Annotated in this window: 10 protein-coding genes and 2 pseudogenes; 7 read left to right on the forward strand and 5 right to left on the reverse strand. The window is 72.5% G+C overall.

Annotated features, from left to right (window positions below; translation table 11 throughout):
- Positions 1-4: 4 nt before the first annotated feature.
- Both GCE65_RS14035 and GCE65_RS14040 read left to right on the forward strand, forming a co-directional pair.
- Positions 5-1300: an isochorismate synthase MenF gene (locus tag GCE65_RS14035; protein ID WP_153878811.1), complete on the forward strand. Its 1296-nt coding sequence runs from the start codon at positions 5-7 to the stop codon at positions 1298-1300.
- 291 nt (positions 1301-1591) lie between these two features.
- A complete protein-coding gene (locus GCE65_RS14040; RefSeq protein WP_153879293.1) occupies positions 1592-3361 on the forward strand; it encodes a BCCT family transporter in 1770 nt (589 codons plus the stop codon).
- A 57-nt stretch (positions 3362-3418) separates the two neighbouring features.
- Here the strand turns inward: GCE65_RS14040 and GCE65_RS16705 are convergent, their stop codons facing one another.
- The 3 genes and pseudogenes from GCE65_RS16705 to GCE65_RS14055 all read right to left on the reverse strand — a co-directional run bounded on the left by GCE65_RS16705 (position 3419) and on the right by GCE65_RS14055 (position 7731).
- A complete protein-coding gene (locus GCE65_RS16705; protein ID WP_228759965.1) occupies positions 3419-5086 on the reverse strand; it encodes a S1C family serine protease in 1668 nt (555 codons plus the stop codon).
- A gap of 91 nt (positions 5087-5177) precedes the next feature.
- Positions 5178-6761, reverse strand: a complete 1584-nt coding sequence (gene menD, locus GCE65_RS14050) for a 2-succinyl-5-enolpyruvyl-6-hydroxy-3-cyclohexene-1-carboxylic-acid synthase (protein ID WP_152909700.1) — start codon at positions 6759-6761, stop codon at positions 5178-5180.
- Positions 6758-7731: pseudogene (locus GCE65_RS14055) on the reverse strand (o-succinylbenzoate synthase). The gene menD and the pseudogene GCE65_RS14055 overlap by 4 nt, the downstream one beginning before the upstream one ends.
- A gap of 74 nt (positions 7732-7805) precedes the next feature.
- Between GCE65_RS14055 and GCE65_RS14060 the strand changes: the two are divergent.
- A complete protein-coding gene (locus tag GCE65_RS14060) occupies positions 7806-8756 on the forward strand; it encodes a 1,4-dihydroxy-2-naphthoyl-CoA synthase (protein ID WP_153878812.1) in 951 nt (316 codons plus the stop codon).
- Positions 8757-8848: 92 nt separating this feature from the next.
- On the opposite strand, the gene GCE65_RS14065 is transcribed toward GCE65_RS14060, so the two are convergent.
- Positions 8849-9913 carry a DUF3048 domain-containing protein gene (locus tag GCE65_RS14065; RefSeq protein WP_153878813.1) on the reverse strand — a complete coding sequence of 355 codons (1065 nt, stop codon included), beginning with the start codon at positions 9911-9913 and terminating at the stop codon, positions 8849-8851.
- Between the two features lie 283 nt (positions 9914-10196).
- Between GCE65_RS14065 and GCE65_RS14070 the strand changes: the two genes are divergently transcribed.
- From GCE65_RS14070 to GCE65_RS14080, 3 genes are all read left to right on the forward strand, one after another.
- Positions 10197-14408, forward strand: coding sequence for a discoidin domain-containing protein (locus tag GCE65_RS14070; protein WP_153878814.1), 4212 nt, complete (start codon positions 10197-10199; stop codon positions 14406-14408).
- Between the two features lie 69 nt (positions 14409-14477).
- Positions 14478-15578 carry an AMP-binding protein gene (locus tag GCE65_RS14075; RefSeq protein WP_228759966.1) on the forward strand — a complete coding sequence of 367 codons (1101 nt, stop codon included), beginning with the start codon at positions 14478-14480 and terminating at the stop codon, positions 15576-15578.
- 242 nt (positions 15579-15820) lie between these two features.
- Positions 15821-16717: a 1,4-dihydroxy-2-naphthoate polyprenyltransferase gene (locus tag GCE65_RS14080; RefSeq protein ID WP_228759967.1), complete on the forward strand. Its 897-nt coding sequence runs from the start codon at positions 15821-15823 to the stop codon at positions 16715-16717.
- 78 nt (positions 16718-16795) lie between these two features.
- Here the strand turns inward: GCE65_RS14080 and GCE65_RS17145 are convergent.
- Positions 16796-17023 (reverse strand): annotated as a pseudogene (locus GCE65_RS17145) (DUF4229 domain-containing protein); the annotation flags it as partial.
- On the opposite strand from GCE65_RS17145, the gene GCE65_RS14090 reads away from it, so the two are divergent.
- Complete coding sequence (locus tag GCE65_RS14090) at positions 16992-17396, forward strand: PLD nuclease N-terminal domain-containing protein (RefSeq protein ID WP_153878817.1); 405 nt, start codon at positions 16992-16994, stop codon at positions 17394-17396. The pseudogene GCE65_RS17145 and the gene GCE65_RS14090 sit on opposite strands and share 32 nt — an antisense overlap.
- The last annotated feature ends 14 nt before the right edge of the window (positions 17397-17410 follow it).

Below are 17410 nucleotides of genomic sequence, written 5' to 3' on the forward strand. Positions count from 1 at the left end.
GGCGATGTCTGCTCCCTCCGCGGCACCCCTCGCCCCCAGCCCCGCCTACCTCGCCCGCACGGTCCCGATCGACGACCCGGGCGACCTGCTGAGGTACCTGCCGGCCCCCACCCCCGGGGCCGCGCTCAGCTGGATCCGCGGCGGTGAGGGGCTCGTCGCCTGGGGCGAGATCGCCCGGTTCCGCACGACCGGGCCGGCCCGGTTCGACGATGCCGACAACCACTGGAGCGAGTTCATGTCGCGCTGCGTCGTCCGCGACGAGGTGGGCCTGCCCGGCACCGGGCCGCTCGCCTTCGGCTCCTTCGCGTTCTCCGCGGACTCCCCCGCGGGCGGGGTGCTCATCGTGCCGGAGGTGATCCTCGGGCGTCGGGACGGCGCAGCGTGGCTCACCGTCGTCACTCCCGGATCGCTCGGGCCACTTCCCGATCTTCCGGCTCACCTCGCGAGCGTGGCACCGCTCACGGAGGCGACCACCGCCGCCTTCGCCGCCGGCGCCCGGGACGAGGCCGCCTGGCTCGCCGAGGTCGGGCAGGTCATCTCCGCGATCCGCTCGGGCGAGGTGGCCAAGGTGGTCGTCGCGCGTGATCTCATCGCCACGACGACCGCCCCGATCGACGTGCGCCGCACGCTCGGCCACCTGGCGAGCGCGTACGCGACGAGCTGGACCTTCGCGGTCGACGGGCTCATCGGGGCGACCCCCGAACTCCTGCTGCGGCGGGAGCGGGGACTGCTCGCCTCCCGGGTCCTGGCCGGCACGATCCGGCGCACGGGCGACGCGGACGTCGACGCCACGCACGCGGCCGCCCTCGCGCACTCGTCGAAGGACCTCGAGGAGCACGAGTACGCGGTCGACTCCCTGCTCGAATCGCTCCGGGACCACGTGGCCACGACGAGCTGCCCCGAGGTGCCGTTCATCCTGCAGCTGCCGAACGTCATGCACCTGGCGACCGACGTCACGGCCGTACCGGACGCCGACTCGACCGAGGTGTCCTCGCTCGCGTTCGCTGCGCTGCTCCATCCGACGGCGGCGGTATGCGGCACCCCCACCGCCGAGGCCGCGCGGGTGCTGGCCGCCCACGAGGGAATGGACCGGAACCGCTACGCCGGGCCGGTCGGCTGGATGGGCGGCGACGGCGACGGCGAATGGGCCATCGCGCTGCGGACCGCCCGGGCCGTCACGGATCGGACGTGGCAGCTCTTCGCCGGCTGCGGGATCATGGCGGCCTCGGATCCCGCCGCCGAGTGGGCCGAGTCCGAGGCGAAGCTCGCCCCGATGCGCGAGGCGATCACGGCGTCCTGAGGCGCCGCCCGGGCCGCCTTCGGGTGGCAGCGCACGTCACGGCCCTGCACGCCCCGGCACGACCCTGCACGACACTGCACGCCCCGGCACGACCCTGCACGACTCAGGGCCGGTTGCCAGAACACCCCGAACCCGTCAGCCTGGGGAGCGATCGAACATCGACGGATACGGAACCCACCAGTGCGCGCAACAACGACGAACGAACCGACCGAACTCGAGAACCCGCCACCGACCGGCACCGGAGCCGCAGCGGCGAACGGCCTGCCGAGCACGGTGCACCTCCCGCGCCGGATGTGGATCGGCGACGGGGACTCGGACGACGAGATCAGCACCAAGCTGCGCCGACACGGGATGCGGATCGGCCGCGGGATGATCGCTCCACGGGTCTTCTGGCCCGCCCTGGTCATCATCCTCGCCGTGGTCGCGTTCGCAGTCATCGCCCCGGACGCGACGGACAGCGTGTTCAAGGGCATGAACGGCTGGATCGTCACGAACCTCGGCTGGTACTACATGCTCGTGGTCGGGATCTTCGTGGCGGTCGCGATCGGCCTCGGGGTCTCCCGGTTCGGGCGGATCCGGCTGGGCAAGGACGACGAGAAGCCGGAGTTCGGTCTCCTGTCGTGGTTCGCGATGCTGTTCGCGGCCGGCATGGGCATCGGGCTCGTGTTCTACTCCGTGGGAGAGCCGCTCACGTACGCCACGACCGACCCGAAGCCGGGCTGGGACGGCAGCGGTGCGGACCTCGCCGGACCGGCCATGGCGCAGACGTTCCTGCACTGGGGGCTGCACCCCTGGGCCATCTACGCCGTGGTCGGCCTCGCACTCGCCTACGCGATCCACCGGCGAGGACGCCCCGTCTCCATCCGCTGGGCGCTCGAACCGATCCTCGGCAGGTGGGTGCGCAGCTGGGTGGGAGACCTCGTCGACGTGCTCGCGATCGTGGGCACGCTGTTCGGCATCGCCACCTCGCTCGGGCTCGGGGTCAAGCAGATCTCGGTCGGGCTGGCATCGATGGGCATCGTCGAGACCGGTGACAACCTGCTCCTCATCGTGCTCATCATCGTCATCACCTTCCTCGCCACCCTGTCCGTGGTCAGCGGTGTCGGCGCCGGGATCAAATGGCTCTCCAACATCAACCTCTCGCTCGCCGGCCTCCTGCTCATCGCGGTGTTGCTGCTCGGCCCGACCGTCTTCCTCTTCCAGAACCTGGTCGAGGCCCTGGGCATCTACCTGGGCGACCTGTTCCAGATGACGTTCGACGTCGGGGCCTATCAGCGCGGTGAGGGCGCGGCCGACTGGTTCTCGAACTGGACGGTCTTCTACTGGGGCTGGTGGATCTCCTGGTCGCCGTTCGTGGGCGTGTTCATCGCCCGCATCTCCCGGGGCCGGACGATCCGCCAGTTCGTGGCCGGTGTGCTGCTCGTGCCGACCATCGTCGGGTTCCTGTGGTTCTCCGTGCTCGGCGGTACCGGCCTGTTCGAGGAGCTCTTCGGGGGCGCCGACATCGTCGCGAACAACCTGAGCGAGGACGGCTCGCTCATCGTGGAGAGCGCGATCTTCGATGCCCTGGGCCGGCTGCCGCTGGGCTCGGCGTTCTCGTTCCTGGCCATCCTGCTCGTGGCGATCTTCTTCATCACGTCCTCCGACTCGGGCTCCCTCGTGGTGGACATGCTCGCCTCCGGGGGGCACCCGAATCCGCCCATCTGGTCGCGGGTCCTGTGGGCCACGCTCGAGGGCCTCGTGGCGGCCGCCCTGCTCCTGGCCGGCGGGCTCGGCGCCCTGCAGGCCGCGGCCCTGGCCACCGCACTGCCGTTCAGCATCGTGCTGCTCGCGATGTGCTGGGCGAACGTCAAGGCGCTCCGACTCGATTCCCAGGTGATCGAACGTGATCGGCTCGAGGAGCGGCTCAACCGGGTGACCGATCACATCGCCGACGTCGTCACCGAGGACTTCTCGAAGTACCCGCAGCTGGAGTCCTACGTCGACGACCGGATCGACTACCGGCTCTCCCGCACCCGGACGGCGTTCGGATCCCGCCCCACGCCCCCGGCGAAGGGCTGAGGCTCGGTTCGAATCCACCCGGGTGGCACCTCGGTCGGGTGCCACCCGGGTGGGGCCTCAGTTCGATTCCACCCGGGTGGTCAGGGTGGCCTCGACGGTCAGCTCCTGGCCGGAGCGGATGATCGTCAGCTTGACCTTGTCGCCGGACTTGTACTGGCGCACGTAGCCGGTGAGGGACTCGGCGCTGGCGACCGAGTGGCCGTCGATCCCGACGATCACGTCGCCCTCCTGGATGCCGGCCTGCTCGGCCGGCGTTCCGGGCTGGACCTGGAGCACCTGGGCGCCGGTGCGGGTGACGCCCCCGGCGGTGGCGGTCGCATCCTTCATCGAGACACCGAGGAAGGCGTGCTGGGCGACACCGTTCTCGATGAGCTGCTCGGCGATGTTCTTGACCAGGTCGACCGGGATCGCGAAGCCGAGGCCGATGTTGCCCGAACTCTGGCTCGTCGTGGCGATCGAGGAGTTGATGCCCACGACCAGGCCGGCCGAGTTGAACAGCGGCCCGCCCGAGTTGCCGGGGTTGATCGCGGCGTCCACCTGGATCGCGTTCGTGATCGTCGGCTGACCGCCCTGCCGGTCGCTGGCGCTCACGGGCCGGTCGAGGGCGGAGATGATCCCGGTGGTGACGGTGGAGTCGAGGCCGAGCGGGTTCCCCACGGCCATGACCGGTTGACCGACCGTGAGATCCGCGGACGTGCCCAGGGTGGCGGCGACAAGGTTGTCGGGAATCGAGTCGAGCTTGATCACGGCGAGGTCGGTCGTGGGGTCGGTGCCGACGACCGTGGCCGGAATGATCTGTCCGTCCGCCATCGTGACCTGCAGCTTCCGGGCGCCGGCGACCACGTGGTTATTGGTCACGATGTGGCCGGAGCCGTCGATCACCACGCCCGAGCCGAGCGCCTCCCCCGAGTTCGTGAGCACCTGGATGGCGACGACGGCGGGGGCCACCTTGGCGGCGACCTCGGCCCAGGCCGGATCGCCGGTCGCGGGCTGACTGGTCTGCGTGGTCTGGGTGATCCCGACGGCGGTGGCCTGATCGGAGTTCATGACGGCGGCCGTGCCCCCCGTGGCGAGCGCCGCGGCCAGGACGGCCGCCGTGCTCACGGCGAGCCACACCCGTGGTCGCTTCTGCTCCCGCACGGGGCGGGCCGGCGCGACCGGGAAGCCCGGGTAGCCGCCGGCCGCCGGCTGCTGATCCGGCCGCCCGTATTCCTGGAACCCTCCCTGCCGGCGGTATTGGCCCTCGTGGTCAGAGTGGCCCTGTTGACCCTGGTGACCCTGGTGGCCCTGGTGGCCCTGTTGGCCCTGTTGGCCGTATTGGCTCTGTTGGCTCAGCTGGTTCTGCTGGTCGTACGGGCCCCGCTGCTGATACTGGTAGCCGGCGTAGGCGCCCTGCGCAGCAGCGCCCGGCTGCACGGGCTGCTGGGCACCCGGCTGCTGCGGTGGCAGATAGGGCTGGTGCGGCCGATAGGCCGGCGGGGCCTCGTGGGCCGGCGGGTTCTCGTGGGCCGGGGCGTCGGGCCGCCCCCCGGTCTCCCGGCTCGAATGTGACTGGTCCGCGTCCGGCCGGCTCGGATCGGGGTTGAGGGCCGACTGGTCGACGGCCGGCTCGCTCGGATCCGGCCGGCCCGGTCGGCTCGGGACGCCCCAGCCGTTCGGGGTGGCCCAGGCGGACTGTGGCTGGTCGGAATCGTGGTCGCCGTGTGGTGTGGGGCGTTCGCTCATCGCTACTCCTTGCTCGATGGCTCCATTCCACACCCGCTTCCTGGAGCTGTTCGGAGCCTTTCCTGGGCAGCGTCTGGGAATTGCCTCGACGTCACGTCAGGGGGATCTCCACCACCCTACGTCCGCGGATCTCGTGCGCGAGCTCCCGGTCCAGCTCCGCCATCGAATCGACGCGCCGATAGTCGGCCCCATAGCCGTGGGCGAGCGCCTCCAGGTCGAGCCGCAGCGGGGTCGTGAAGAACCGTCGCAGCACGGGATCGGGCGCGGCCGCGTGTTCGAGCGTGGAGAAGATCGTGCCGCCGCCGTCGTTGAGCACGAGCACCTGCAGGTCCGCCTCGATCTCGTCCGGCCCCAGCGCCAGCCCGCCGGCATCGTGCGCGAAGCTCAGGTCGCCGAGCACGACCCGCACGGGGCGATCCAGGCCGAGCGCGAGCCCCGTCGCCGTCGAGATCGTGCCGTCGATGCCCGCGAGGCCGCGGTTCGCGTGAACGCCGGAGTCGGTGTACTCCTCCCCCGCCGGGGCGTGCACGTCGGCATGGCGGATCGTCATCGAGGCGCCGAGCATCGTGGTGGGCGCGCCCGGGCGCAGGCAGCGGTCGAGCACCGCCGCCCCGGTGGGCCGATCGCCGAGCAGATCTCCGGGCCGATCACCGGGCCGGCCCGCCCGCCGGGCGCGGTCGGCGGCCGCGCGCCACGCGCCGAGCCAGGCCCGCGTGGCCTCATCCGGCGGGTCGGCCGTCACGGCGGGCGTGACGACGCTCGCGCTGCCCGAGGTGTCCGGCCATCCGGGCCGCGACGCGACGACCACGACCTCGACCCCGGTGCGGGCAAGCAGCGCCGAGACCGGCCGGCTGAGCGTCGGCCGCCCGAACACGACGACCCGGTCGATCCGATCGCCCAGCTCGCCGGTGAGCACGGGCCGGTACTGCAGCGCCGTGGCCCCGGCGCGCGCACCCGAGGAGGGTTCGGCCAGCAGCGGGAGGCCGGCCCCCTCGGCGAAGTGGGCGGCGGCGATTCCGGCGCCGTCGCCGGCGAGCACGACGGTCCGCGGACCGCGCCGGAGGTGGTGGCCGCCCGACGGCTCGCCGCCGCGGCCCGTGACCTCGATGGCGGGTGCCGGGGCCGGGCCGGGAATCCAGGAATCCCCGGGCACGAGGGGGTCGCGGAGGGCGACGTTCAGGTGCACCGGCCCACCCGGTGCGCCGACGCCCCGGGCGCATGCCACGGCCCGCACCACCTGCTGGGCGAGCGCACGGCCGCCGAGGCCCGCGGGCAGATCGACGTCGAGTCGGGTGAGCGGGGCGAACATGCCCGGCTGCACGGTCGTCTGGTTCGCGCCGACCCCGCGCAGTTCCGCCGGCCGGTCCGCGGTGACCGCGAGCAGCGGGAGATGGGAGTGGGCGGCCTCGGCGATCGCGGGGTGGAGGTTCGCCACCGCGGTCCCCGAGGTCGTGACCACGGCCGCCGGCCGCACCCGTGCCAGGCCGAGCGCGGTGAAGCCCGCGACCCGTTCGTCCACGCGCACGTGCACGGTGAGCCAGCCCGCCTCGGCCGCGGCGGCGAGGGCGTAGGCGAACGGGGCGCTGCGCGAACCGGGCGCGAGCACGACGTCGCGCACCCCGCTGCCCACAAGCGTGGCCACGATCTGCCGGGCGGAGTCCGTCGCCCCGGTCATGCGTGCCGCCCCGTCCGCTCGGCGCGCCGTCGCCAGCGCTCCGCGAGGTCCGCTCCGGCCGCCGGGAAGCGCCGTTCCGAATCCCCGCCGAGCCCCGCCAGCAGGTCGGGTTCGACCGGGCGCACGGGCAGATGGCCGGAGACCGGCACGAGCGGGTCGGCGGTCACGTCGGCGGTGAACAGGTTGACGGTCGCGAGCCCGCAGGCATACGGCAGTTCCGGCAGGGCCGCCGCGAGCGCCACCCCGGCGGCGATCCCGACGGAGGATTCGAGCGCGGAGGAGACGACGACCGGCAGCCCGATCCGCTCGGCGATCTCGAGACAGGCCCGCACCCCGCCGAGCGGCGCGACCTTGAGCACCACGACGTCCGCGGCCTCGAGGCGGGCGACCTCGTATGGATCCTCGGCCCGGCGGATCGACTCGTCCGCGGCGATCGGCACGTCGACGCGGCGCCGCAGCCGCGCCAGCTCGGCCACGTCGGCGCACGGCTGCTCGGCGTACTCGAGCCCGCCCGCGGCCCGGTCGAGGAGCCGCAGCCGGGTGCTCGCCGTGTCCACGTCCCAGGCGCCGTTGGCATCGATGCGGATCCGGCCCCGCGGCCCGAGCGCGTCGCGGACGGCCTCGAGCCGGGCCTGCTCGTCGGCCACGTCCTGCCCGGGCTCGGCCACCTTGACCTTCGCGGTCGTGCATCCGCCGCTCGCCCCGACGAGGCGAGCGACGTCGTCCGCACGCACGGCGGGGATGGTGACGTTCACGGGAACGCGCGCGCGCACGGCGCGGGCCAACCGAGCCGGGCCGCCTCGCGGGCGGCGCGCAGCCAGGGCGCGCTCGTGGCGTCGTCGTAGTCCCAGAACGGGGAGAACTCGCCCCAGCCGGCGTCGCCGCGCAGGAGCAGTCCGTCGCGGGTGTCGAGGCCGCGGAATCGCGTGCGCAGGCGGACGGAGTAGGCCGTGGGGGCGGTGGGCTGCACGGCCTCACTCTATGCGGATCGGACGACGGGCCCGGGGCGGAAGGCCGGCCGGCGGTTCGGCCTAGAGTTGGGGGGTGAGCCAGTTGCCAGCACAGGTCTCGGACCTCTTCGACCCCGCGCGGTGGCGCGACATCCCCGGATTCGACTTCACCGACCTCACCTACCACCGCGGCGTCGAGCGCTCGGGCGGCGCCACGGGTGCCGAGCGCGACCTGCCGGTCGTGCGGATCGCGCTCGACCGGCCCGAGGTGCGCAACGCGTTCCGCCCGCACACGGTCGACGAGCTGTACCGGGCGCTCGACCACGCACGGATGAGCCCGGACGTCGCGGCCGTGCTCCTCACCGGCAACGGCCCGAGCCCCAAGGACGGCGGGTGGGCGTTCTGTTCCGGCGGCGACCAGCGGATCCGGGGGCGCTCCGGGTACCAGTACGCGGAGGGCTCGACCGCGCAGACGGTCGATCCGGCGCGGGCGGGGCGGCTGCACATCCTCGAGGTGCAGCGGCTCATGCGCACGATGCCCAAGCCGGTCATCGCGGTCGTGCCGGGCTGGGCCGCGGGCGGCGGGCACAGCCTGCACGTCGTGGCGGACCTGACGATCGCCTCGATCGAACACGCGAGGTTCATGCAGACGGACGCGAACGTCGGCTCCTTCGACGCCGGCTACGGCTCGGGCCTGCTCGCCCGCCAGGTCGGCGACAAGCGCGCCCGGGAGATCTTCTTCCTCGCCCGCGAATACTCGGCGGAGCAGGCCGAGCGCTGGGGGGCGATCAACGAGGCGGTGCCGCACGCGGAGCTGGAGAACGTCGCGCTCGAGTACGCGCGGATCATCGCCACGAAGTCCCCGCAGGCGATCCGGATGCTCAAGTTCGCGTTCAACCTCGTGGACGACGGGCTCGCGGGCCAGCAGGTCTTCGCCGGGGAGGCGACCCGGCTGGCCTATATGACCGACGAGGCCGTCGAGGGCAGGGACGCGTTCCTGCAGCGCCGCGATCCCGACTGGTCGGGCTTCCCGCGGTACTTCTGAGACTTCTGAAGACTCCTGAGGACTTCTGAGGACTCCTGAGGACTCCTGAGCCGGCGCGCTCGCGCAGGTCGCCGGAGGTCGAGGGCGGTCCGCTATGAGACGGCGATGGTGCCGCGCATGACCGGCACGAGTTCGACCCACGTGTTTCCGGGCGTCAGCTCGATCACCTCTCCGCCCGCATCGGTCAGCTCGATCACGTCGGTGGCGTCGCCCTTGGACCAGGTGCCGTCGATCGCGTGACCGTCGCTCAGCACGATCGCCTCCCCGGTGCCGGTGAGGATCGTCTCGGGCACGGGTGCGCCGGCCGCGTCCCGGTTGCCCGTGTCGCGGATCGTGACCGTGAGCACGACGACGTTCGCCGCCGTGATCTGGTCGCCGCCGTCCGTGGCGGGCGAGCCGGACTCGTACCGGCGCCAGCCACCGTCACCCCACTGCCAGGACGGGCTCGAGGCGGGGAAGGTCGTGGCGACCGCGCTCGCTTCCCGTCCATCGGTCGCGGCGGAGGATTCGGCCGCGGAGTCGGCGTAGGCGAATTGCGCCGGGGGCGGGGCCGCGTCGCCGGCCCGTGCAAGGAAGGTCCGGGGATCGCCGAAAAGGGTGTGGTCGCCGCGGCGCTGCGGATTGCGGTAGAAGCCGGACCCGCCCCCGTCGTCGGACACGAGCACAAGCCCGGCCGCGCGGGCCTTCTGCTGGTAGGCGAGCTGGCCGCCGGAGTAGGCGAGCACGCCGCCGACCGGTCCGGCGATGGCGGCATCCATCGGCCGGATCGAGCGGATGGGGCCGACGTCCTCGGGGAGATCCGAGTGGTAGGTGGCCACGAAGCGGGTCATGCCGCCCTCGACGAGTTCCTCCCACACGATGTCCGCGCGCTGCAGCCCCACCTGCGGCCGCGAGGCCGCAGAGTTCTCGATCTTCACGGAGACGGCGGCGCGCTCCAGGTCGTCGCCGGCATCCGGCGCCGGCTCCCCCGTGAGCGGCCAGCGGACCTGCTGGGCGGGGTCCGGCGGGACGGTCTTGTCGGCGCTCACAGTGGGAGCGACGGTCACCCACTCGGTCGGGGCGGGCTTCGGCGCGCAGCCGACGAGCAGGACGGCCGCGAGGCCCAACACCCCCACGCTGCCGAGGCGAGCGGGGGCGAGGTGGCGGAATCGGCGCATGGCCTCATCGTAGGGCGCACGCCGGGAATTCGACCCCGCCTCGCGCGCGGGGATCGTCGGCCGGACGCCTCCACTCGACGGGTACGGATCACGCATGGATCAGGCACGGGGCAGGCACGGGCAGGCACGGGCCGGCACGGACCGGCACGGCGCAAACTCGTCACTTTTCGAGCACTTCTGAGCGGTCTAGGTGACTTGCGCTCACGGTCGTGCTATTTTCGAGCAACTTGTCACTCGACGAAGGTGTCTGATGTTTACCCGTCAACGTTGCTCTCTCCTCGGTGTGGGCGCCGCGGCCACCGCGCTCGCGCTCCTCGTTCCGGTCGCCGCGACCGCCCAGCCGGTTCCCCCGACCATCCCGCAGGCCCCTGCGGCCGCGGCGGACGACCCCGGCCTGCTCGACGCCGGCGACCTCGCCTATCCGGGCACGACGCCCGGCCCGGCGACGGCGCAGCTCGACGGCGACACGCTCACGTTCGCCAACGCCGTCCTCACGGCCACGTTCATGGGCGCGAACGGCGGCGCGCTGACGCTCGGCGGCCTGGCCGGGGCGTCCGGCGACCTCGGCGTCACCGGCGGCGCCCTGTTCCGACTCTCGGTCGACGGCGGGCCGGAGCTCACCCCCGAGACCATGACCGTGACCTCCCCGCCGGCGATCACCTCGGTGGCCGGCGACGCGGATGCGGCACGCATGTCGGATCAGGAGGACGGGGAGCGCGCCTCCGTCACCTACGCCTACACATCGGACGGCTACGACCTCGAGGTGGTCTGGCAGGCGGAGCTGCGCGACGACGCGAACAACCTCCAGCAGAACGTCACCGTCACGAACAACGGCGCTGCCGCCGTGAGCATCTCGCGGCTGCAGTTGCAGGAGCTCACCGCCACGAGCGCACGGATCGTCGGCGACAGCGCCGGCAGTCCGGTCGCGATCGGTCCGGAGGGCGCCGAGGTGGCGTTCGCCGGTGTCGAGAATCCCATGGCCGAGACGACGGTCGACGGGAACTCGATCACCTCGTGGGTGGACCGTGAGGGCGATCTCGCCGCGGCCTCGACGTGGCAGTACTCGAGTTCGATCGGTGTGACCCCGCCGGGCCAGCTGCGCCGAGCCTTCACCTATTACGTCGAGCGCGACCGGGCACACGCCCGCCGGACCTTCCTGCATTACCAGAGCTGGTTCGACCTCAAGCCCCCGGGGCTGATCATCGATTCGAGCGAGCTGAACGAGGCGATCGACCTCTTCGGCACCGAACTGACCGACCGGGGCGCCACGATCGACTCGTTCTGGATCGACGACGGCTGGGACTACCTGCGTGCGCCGCAGCAGCCGGACGAGACCGGCCTCGAGGTGTGGGACTTCGACCCCGTGCAGTTCCCCGACGGCTTCGCGCCCCAGAAGGCCGAGGCCGCGACCTACGACGCCTCGCTGTCGGTGTGGATGTCCCCGTTCGGCGGCTACGGCGAGAGCTCGAACCGCCGCAAGCAGCTCAACAACTCCAAGCCGGCCGGCGAGCGGCTCGACACCCACGGGCCGAACGGCGGCTTCGACCTGGGCGGCGAGCGCTACTACGAGCGGTTCCGCGACGTCGTCTTCGACATGATGGAAAACCAGGGCGTGCAGGGCTTCAAGTTCGACGGCATCGGCGGCGGGCTGTGGCAGCAGCGCCCGAACGCGGCCTACGTCCGCGACTACGAGGCGCTGCTGTCGATGACCGGCGACATGCGCGAACACACGCCGGACGTCTTCATCAACGCGACCGTGGGCACGTGGCGCTCACCGTACTGGCTCTGGTACGTCGACTCGATCTGGCGCGACGGCCACGACGCCCAGCAGGCCGGCGAGGGGGACCCCCGCGAGAAGTACGTGAGCTACCGCGACTCGATCACGTATGAGCACACGGTGACCACGAACCCGCTGTTCCCCGTGACCGCGCTCATGAACCACGGGTTCATCTTCTCCGAGCGCGCCCCGCAGTTCTCCCCCGATCACGACCTGACCAAGGAGTCGGTGCGCACGGGGGTGGCCGCGGACCTGCGCGGGTACTTCGCGATGGGCCTGAGCCTGCAGGAACTGTACGTCCGCAACACGCAGGTGCGCCCGGACCAGCCGGGAGCGGACTGGTTCTGGGACGAGGTCGCCGCGAACGCGCGGTGGTCACGAGAGAACACCGACCTGCTCACCGACGTGCACTGGGTGGGCGGGGACGCAGCCCTCGGCGAGGTCTACGGCACCGCGGCCTGGCAGAACAGCACCGACGGTGAGCGAACCATGATCATGCTGCGCAACCCGAGCGCACGTGCCCAATCCTTCGCGATCGACGTCGGCGACGTGCTCGAACTGCCCGACGGCGCCGCCGGCACCTACAAGTTCACCGCCCGGGACGGCGGATACGACGACTTCGTGGCCACCGCGGACACCGACTACCACGCGACCCTCGCGCCCTTCCAGGTCGTGCTCCTCGAGGGCACACCGACCGACGAGCCCCCGACCCCCTCGGAGCCGTTGCCGGTCGACGTCGCCCTCGACCGCACCGGCTGGGTGGCCACGACCGACAGCGCCGAGTCCGCGGGCGAGAACGGGGCGGCGCAGCGCGCGATCGACGGCGACGTCTCGACCCTGTGGCACACCGCCTACAACCCCGCGATCGCTCAACTGCCGCACCAGCTGACGATCGACATGGGCGAGGGCAACCTGCACGTGGTCGGCGGGCTCGATCACCTGCCTCGGCAGGACGCGCCGGACGGCAACGGCACGATCAAGGACTACGCGGTCTACACGAGCCTCGACGGCGAGACCTGGACGGAGGTCGCCCGCGGAACGTTCGACCCGCCCGGGGCCCGGGCCCGGGTCGAGCTCACGCCGACGCTCGCCCGCTACGTCCGCCTCGAGGCGCTGACGACGTCGAAGAACGGCAGCTACTCCGCCGACTCCGGCTTCGCGTCGGTGGCCGAGCTCAATCTCTATCCGGCCACGACCCTCGACCGGGCCGGGTGGACCGTGAGCACCGACAGCGAGGAGACCGACGGTGAGGACGGCCGGGCGACGCGGTCGATCGACGGCAACCCCGCGACCTTCTGGCACACCGAGTACAACACCGGCACCACCGAGGACCAGGCGATGCCCCACGAACTCGTGATCGACACCCACTCCGAGAACACCCTGACCGGATTCGACTACCTCCCGCGCCAAGACGTCAAGGACGCCAACGGCACGATCGCCGGCTATGAGTTCTACGTCGGTTCCGACGGCGAGACGTGGACGAAGGTCGCCGAAGGCACATTCGACCCCACAGGCGAACTCGCCTACATCGCGTTCGACCCGGTCGAGGCCCGCTACGCGAAGCTCGTGGCGACCTCCTCGGCGAACGGCACCCGGTTCGCCGGGGCCGCCGAGGTGAACCTCTACGGGGATCCCGTCGAGACACCCGCGCAGGAGGTGCTCACCGAGATCGCCGGCGTCGAAGGCGTGACGGTGACGTTCGGCACGAGCGAGGCCGCCGCCCTCGCGGCGCTGCCGGCCGCGACGACGATCACGACCAGCCTCGAGGGGGCCACCTCGAACCGCGAGGTCACCCTCGACTGGGCCCTCACCGACTACGACGGCACCCAGGCCGGCGACTACACCGCCACCGCCACCTTCCCCCTCCCCGACGGCGTGATCCAGGGCGACCACCCGATGGAGCTCCAGGTGGGCGCCACCGTCACCGTCGAGGCCGAGGCCCTCCCCACGATCGCGGCGATCACCGCCGTCGAGGACGTGACCGTGGCGTTCGGCACGACCGAGAGCAACGCAACCGCCACCCTCCCGGCCACCACCACCATCACCGACAGCGACGGCACCACCCACACCGTCACCCTCGACTGGACCCTCACCGACTACGACGGCACCCAGGCCGGCGACTACACCGCCACCGCCACCTTCCCCCTCCCCGACGGCGTGACCCAGGGCGACCACCCGATGGAGCTCCAGGTGGGCGCCACCGTCACCGTCTCGCCGGAGGACACCGACGGAGACGACAACGGGACGACCGACACCGGCGCGGACTCCGACGGGACAAGCGACACCGGCGCGGACACCGACGGGACCACCGACACCGGTGCGGACACCGACGGGACGACCGACACTGGTGCGGACACCGACGGGACAAGCGACACCGGCGCGGATACCGACGACGGGACCGCCGACACCGGTGGAGCCGACAACGGGACCACCGACACCGGCGGTGGTGTCGGCGGGACGACCGATACGGGCGGTGATGTCGACGGGACCACCGGCGCCGGCGGTGACGATGGGGCGGCCTCGGCGGAGGGTGGCTCGCACGACCCGGAGGCCTCGGCCGCGGGTACCGGGAGCGATGCAGGCACCGATGCCGGCGACGGCGAGGGGGCCGTGCCGCTGCCCGACACGGGTGCGAACGTGCTCGCCGTCACCGTCACCGCGCTGCTCCTGCTCGCGGCCGGCGCGGTATTCGTCCGGCGGCGGGGTACTCGCGGCTGACCGATGGTCGACCGACGGCCGGTGGCCGGCATCCTCGTGGGTGCCGGCCACCGGCCGTATCCTGCGAGGGTGACCGTGGACCGCCTCCTCGCCGACCTCGACGCCGCCCTGCGCGGCGGACCCCCGATGATCGTGGGGGAGCCGCCGGAACGCGAGGTGCCTATGGACGCCGCGCTCGTCATTCGTACGTCCGGTTCGGTCTCGGGGCGCGGGCGCCCTGTACCGCTGACCACGGCCGAGGTGACCGCGAGCGTGCGGGCGACCGAGGCGCGCCTCGCCGGACCGGGGCAGTGGCTGCTCGCGCTGCCGGCCGGGCACATCGCGGGCTTGCAGGTGCTGGGCCGCTCCATACTCGCGGGCACGACTCCGGTGCAGCTGGGTTCCGAGGAGACGATCGCCGATGCCGTCGCCCGCCTGCGCACCGACGTGCCGCGCTACGCCTCGATCGTGCCGACCCAGCTCATCCGCGCCCTCTCGCCGGCCGGACGCTCCGACCTCGAGGCGCTCGCCGCACTCGACGCCGTGCTCGTGGGCGGTTCGGCCGTCGACCCGGGCGCGGTGGCGATGGCGCGGGAGCGGGGCGTGCACGTCGTCACCACGTATGGCATGACCGAGACGGCGGGCGGCTGCGTGTACGACGGCGTCCCGCTCGACGGGGTCGAGGTGGGCCTCGAGGGCGGCGCGGTGCAGCTGAGCGGCCCGATGATCACGAGCGGGTATCTCGACGACGGGCCGCAGCCGTTCACCCTCACGGCCGGGCGTCGGTGGTTCCGCACGAGCGACCTGGGACGGTGCTCGGACGGGCGGCTCGAGGTGCTCGGCCGGGTCGACGACGTGCTCATCTCGGGCGGGGTCAACGTGCATCCGGCCGCGGTCGAGCGGGTGATCGGCGAAGTCGACGGCGTCGCCGGGGTCTGCGTGGTGGGCCGGGCCTCGCGCGAATGGGGCACCGAGGTCGTCGCGGTCGTGGTGCCCGCGGCTGATGCACGGACGCCGGCAGGACTCCTCGACACGATCCGCGCGCGGGTGAAGTCGGCGGTCGGCGCCGCGGCTGCGCCCCGGGTGCTGTTCCTGCGGGAGTCGCTGCCGCTGCGCGGTCCCGGCAAGGTGGATCGGCTGGCCGTCGCCGCCTGGGCTGCCGATGCCCGGCCCGACGCCAGTCGCGGATAGCGCCCGCCCGCGGATGTGGGTGGCCCGGACCCCGCCACAGGTAGTCCGAACCACCCAGTGGCTCCCCACCAAGGATGTGGGTGACCCGGACCCCGCCACAGGTAGTCCGAACCACCCAGTGGCTCCCACCCGAGGATGTGGGTGGCCCCGACCACACCACAGGTAGTCCGAGCCACCCGGTGGCTCCCCAAGGGCCCGTCCGGCCGCCGAACGGGCCCGCGCGTGGCGGCTACGCTGGATCCGTGACCGCCCCCGCGCCCGCTCCCCGACCGACCCTCGCCGACTGGCTCGAGGGGGCCCGCCTGCGGACCCTGCCCGCGGCGATCGCGCCCGTGCTCGCGGGAACCGGGATGGCCGGCGCCGACGCCGATGCGCTCCTCGCCGCCCTCGCGGTGATCGTGGCGTTGGCGTTGCAGATCGGCGTCAACTTCGCCAACGACTACTCCGACGGGATCCGCGGCACCGACTCGGACCGGGTCGGACCCACGCGGCTCACGGCGTCCGGGCTCGTGACTCCCCGGAGCGTCAAGCTCCTCGCCTTCGCGTTCTTCGCGCTGGCGGGTGCCGCGGGCGTCGCGCTGAGCCTGCTCGCGGGCACCTGGTATCTCATCCTCGTCGGCGTCGTCTGCGTGATCGCCGCCTGGTACTACACCGGCGGGCGCTCCCCCTACGGCTATCGCGGACTGGGCGAGGTGGCGGTCTTCGTGTTCTTCGGATGGGTGGCCACCCTCGGGACGACCTTCACCCAGACGCTCGAGATCACCTGGTCGGCGTTCCTCGCCGGCACCGGCATGGGGCTCATCGCCTGCGCGCTGCTCATGGTCAACAACCTGCGCGATATCGCCACCGATGAGGTGGCGGGCAAGCACACGCTAGCGGTCCGCCTGGGTGTCCGGCAGGCCCGGACGACGTACGTCGCGCTCGTCCTCGGCGGCAGCGCCGTCTGTGTGGGAGCGCTCGTGGCCACGTGGCACTGGACCTACCTGCTCGTGGTGCCGCTGGGGATCTTCGCCCTCGTCGTCAGCTCCCGCGTGCTTCGCGGCGACACCGGCCGGGCCCTCGTGCCCGTGCTGCGCGACACCGGGCTGCTCCAGCTCGGCTTCGGCATCGTCCTCGGCCTCGGGGCCGTGCTCGCCTGATCCGGGGCCGTCGACGGCGGCGTCCTCGATCTCCTCGTCCGACGGCTCGGTGCGTACCCGGCCGTGCTGCTCCGCCACCTGGGCGAGCCGGCCTGCGGCCCGATCACGCGGGCGCGGTAGCAGCACGTAGGAGAGCATCGCGGCCACGATGATGGCCACCGCGGCCAGCAGCCAGCCTCGCAGTCCGAGCAGGTAGAGACCGCCGATGGCGGCGAGGAGCAGCAGGATCCGGAGGGCCGCATACACGAGCATGGTCCCAGCGTAGGCTGGATCCATGCCCCGTGTTCTCCTCGCCCTCGCGATCATCGGCCTGACGATCTACGCGATCCTCGATTGCGTCCGGTCCGAGGACTCCCGACGCTCGGTCGGGCCGACGTGGCTGTGGGTCGCGTTCATCATCGTGGTGCCGGTCGTCGGCGCCCTCGTGTGGCTCCTCGTCTCGCGCGCCGCGGACGCCGCCCCGCAGGCTTCGCGCCGCCCGATGCCGCAGGCTCCGGACGACGACCCCGACTTCCTGCGCTACCTGCAGCAGCGCAACCGGCGCACGAACGAGGGCCCACCGCCCGCGGGATCGAGCGAGACCGACGACCACGGCCACGAGCCCGATCCGGACGACGACCGCCGGGGCCGCAGCGGCGACGGGCACCCCTCGGACGATCACCCCTCCGACGGCCGGTAGGCGGGCGCCCGGCC

The organism is Pseudactinotalea sp. HY158 (genome assembly GCF_009660225.1).
Classification (GTDB): Bacteria; Actinomycetota; Actinomycetes; order Actinomycetales; family Beutenbergiaceae; genus HY158.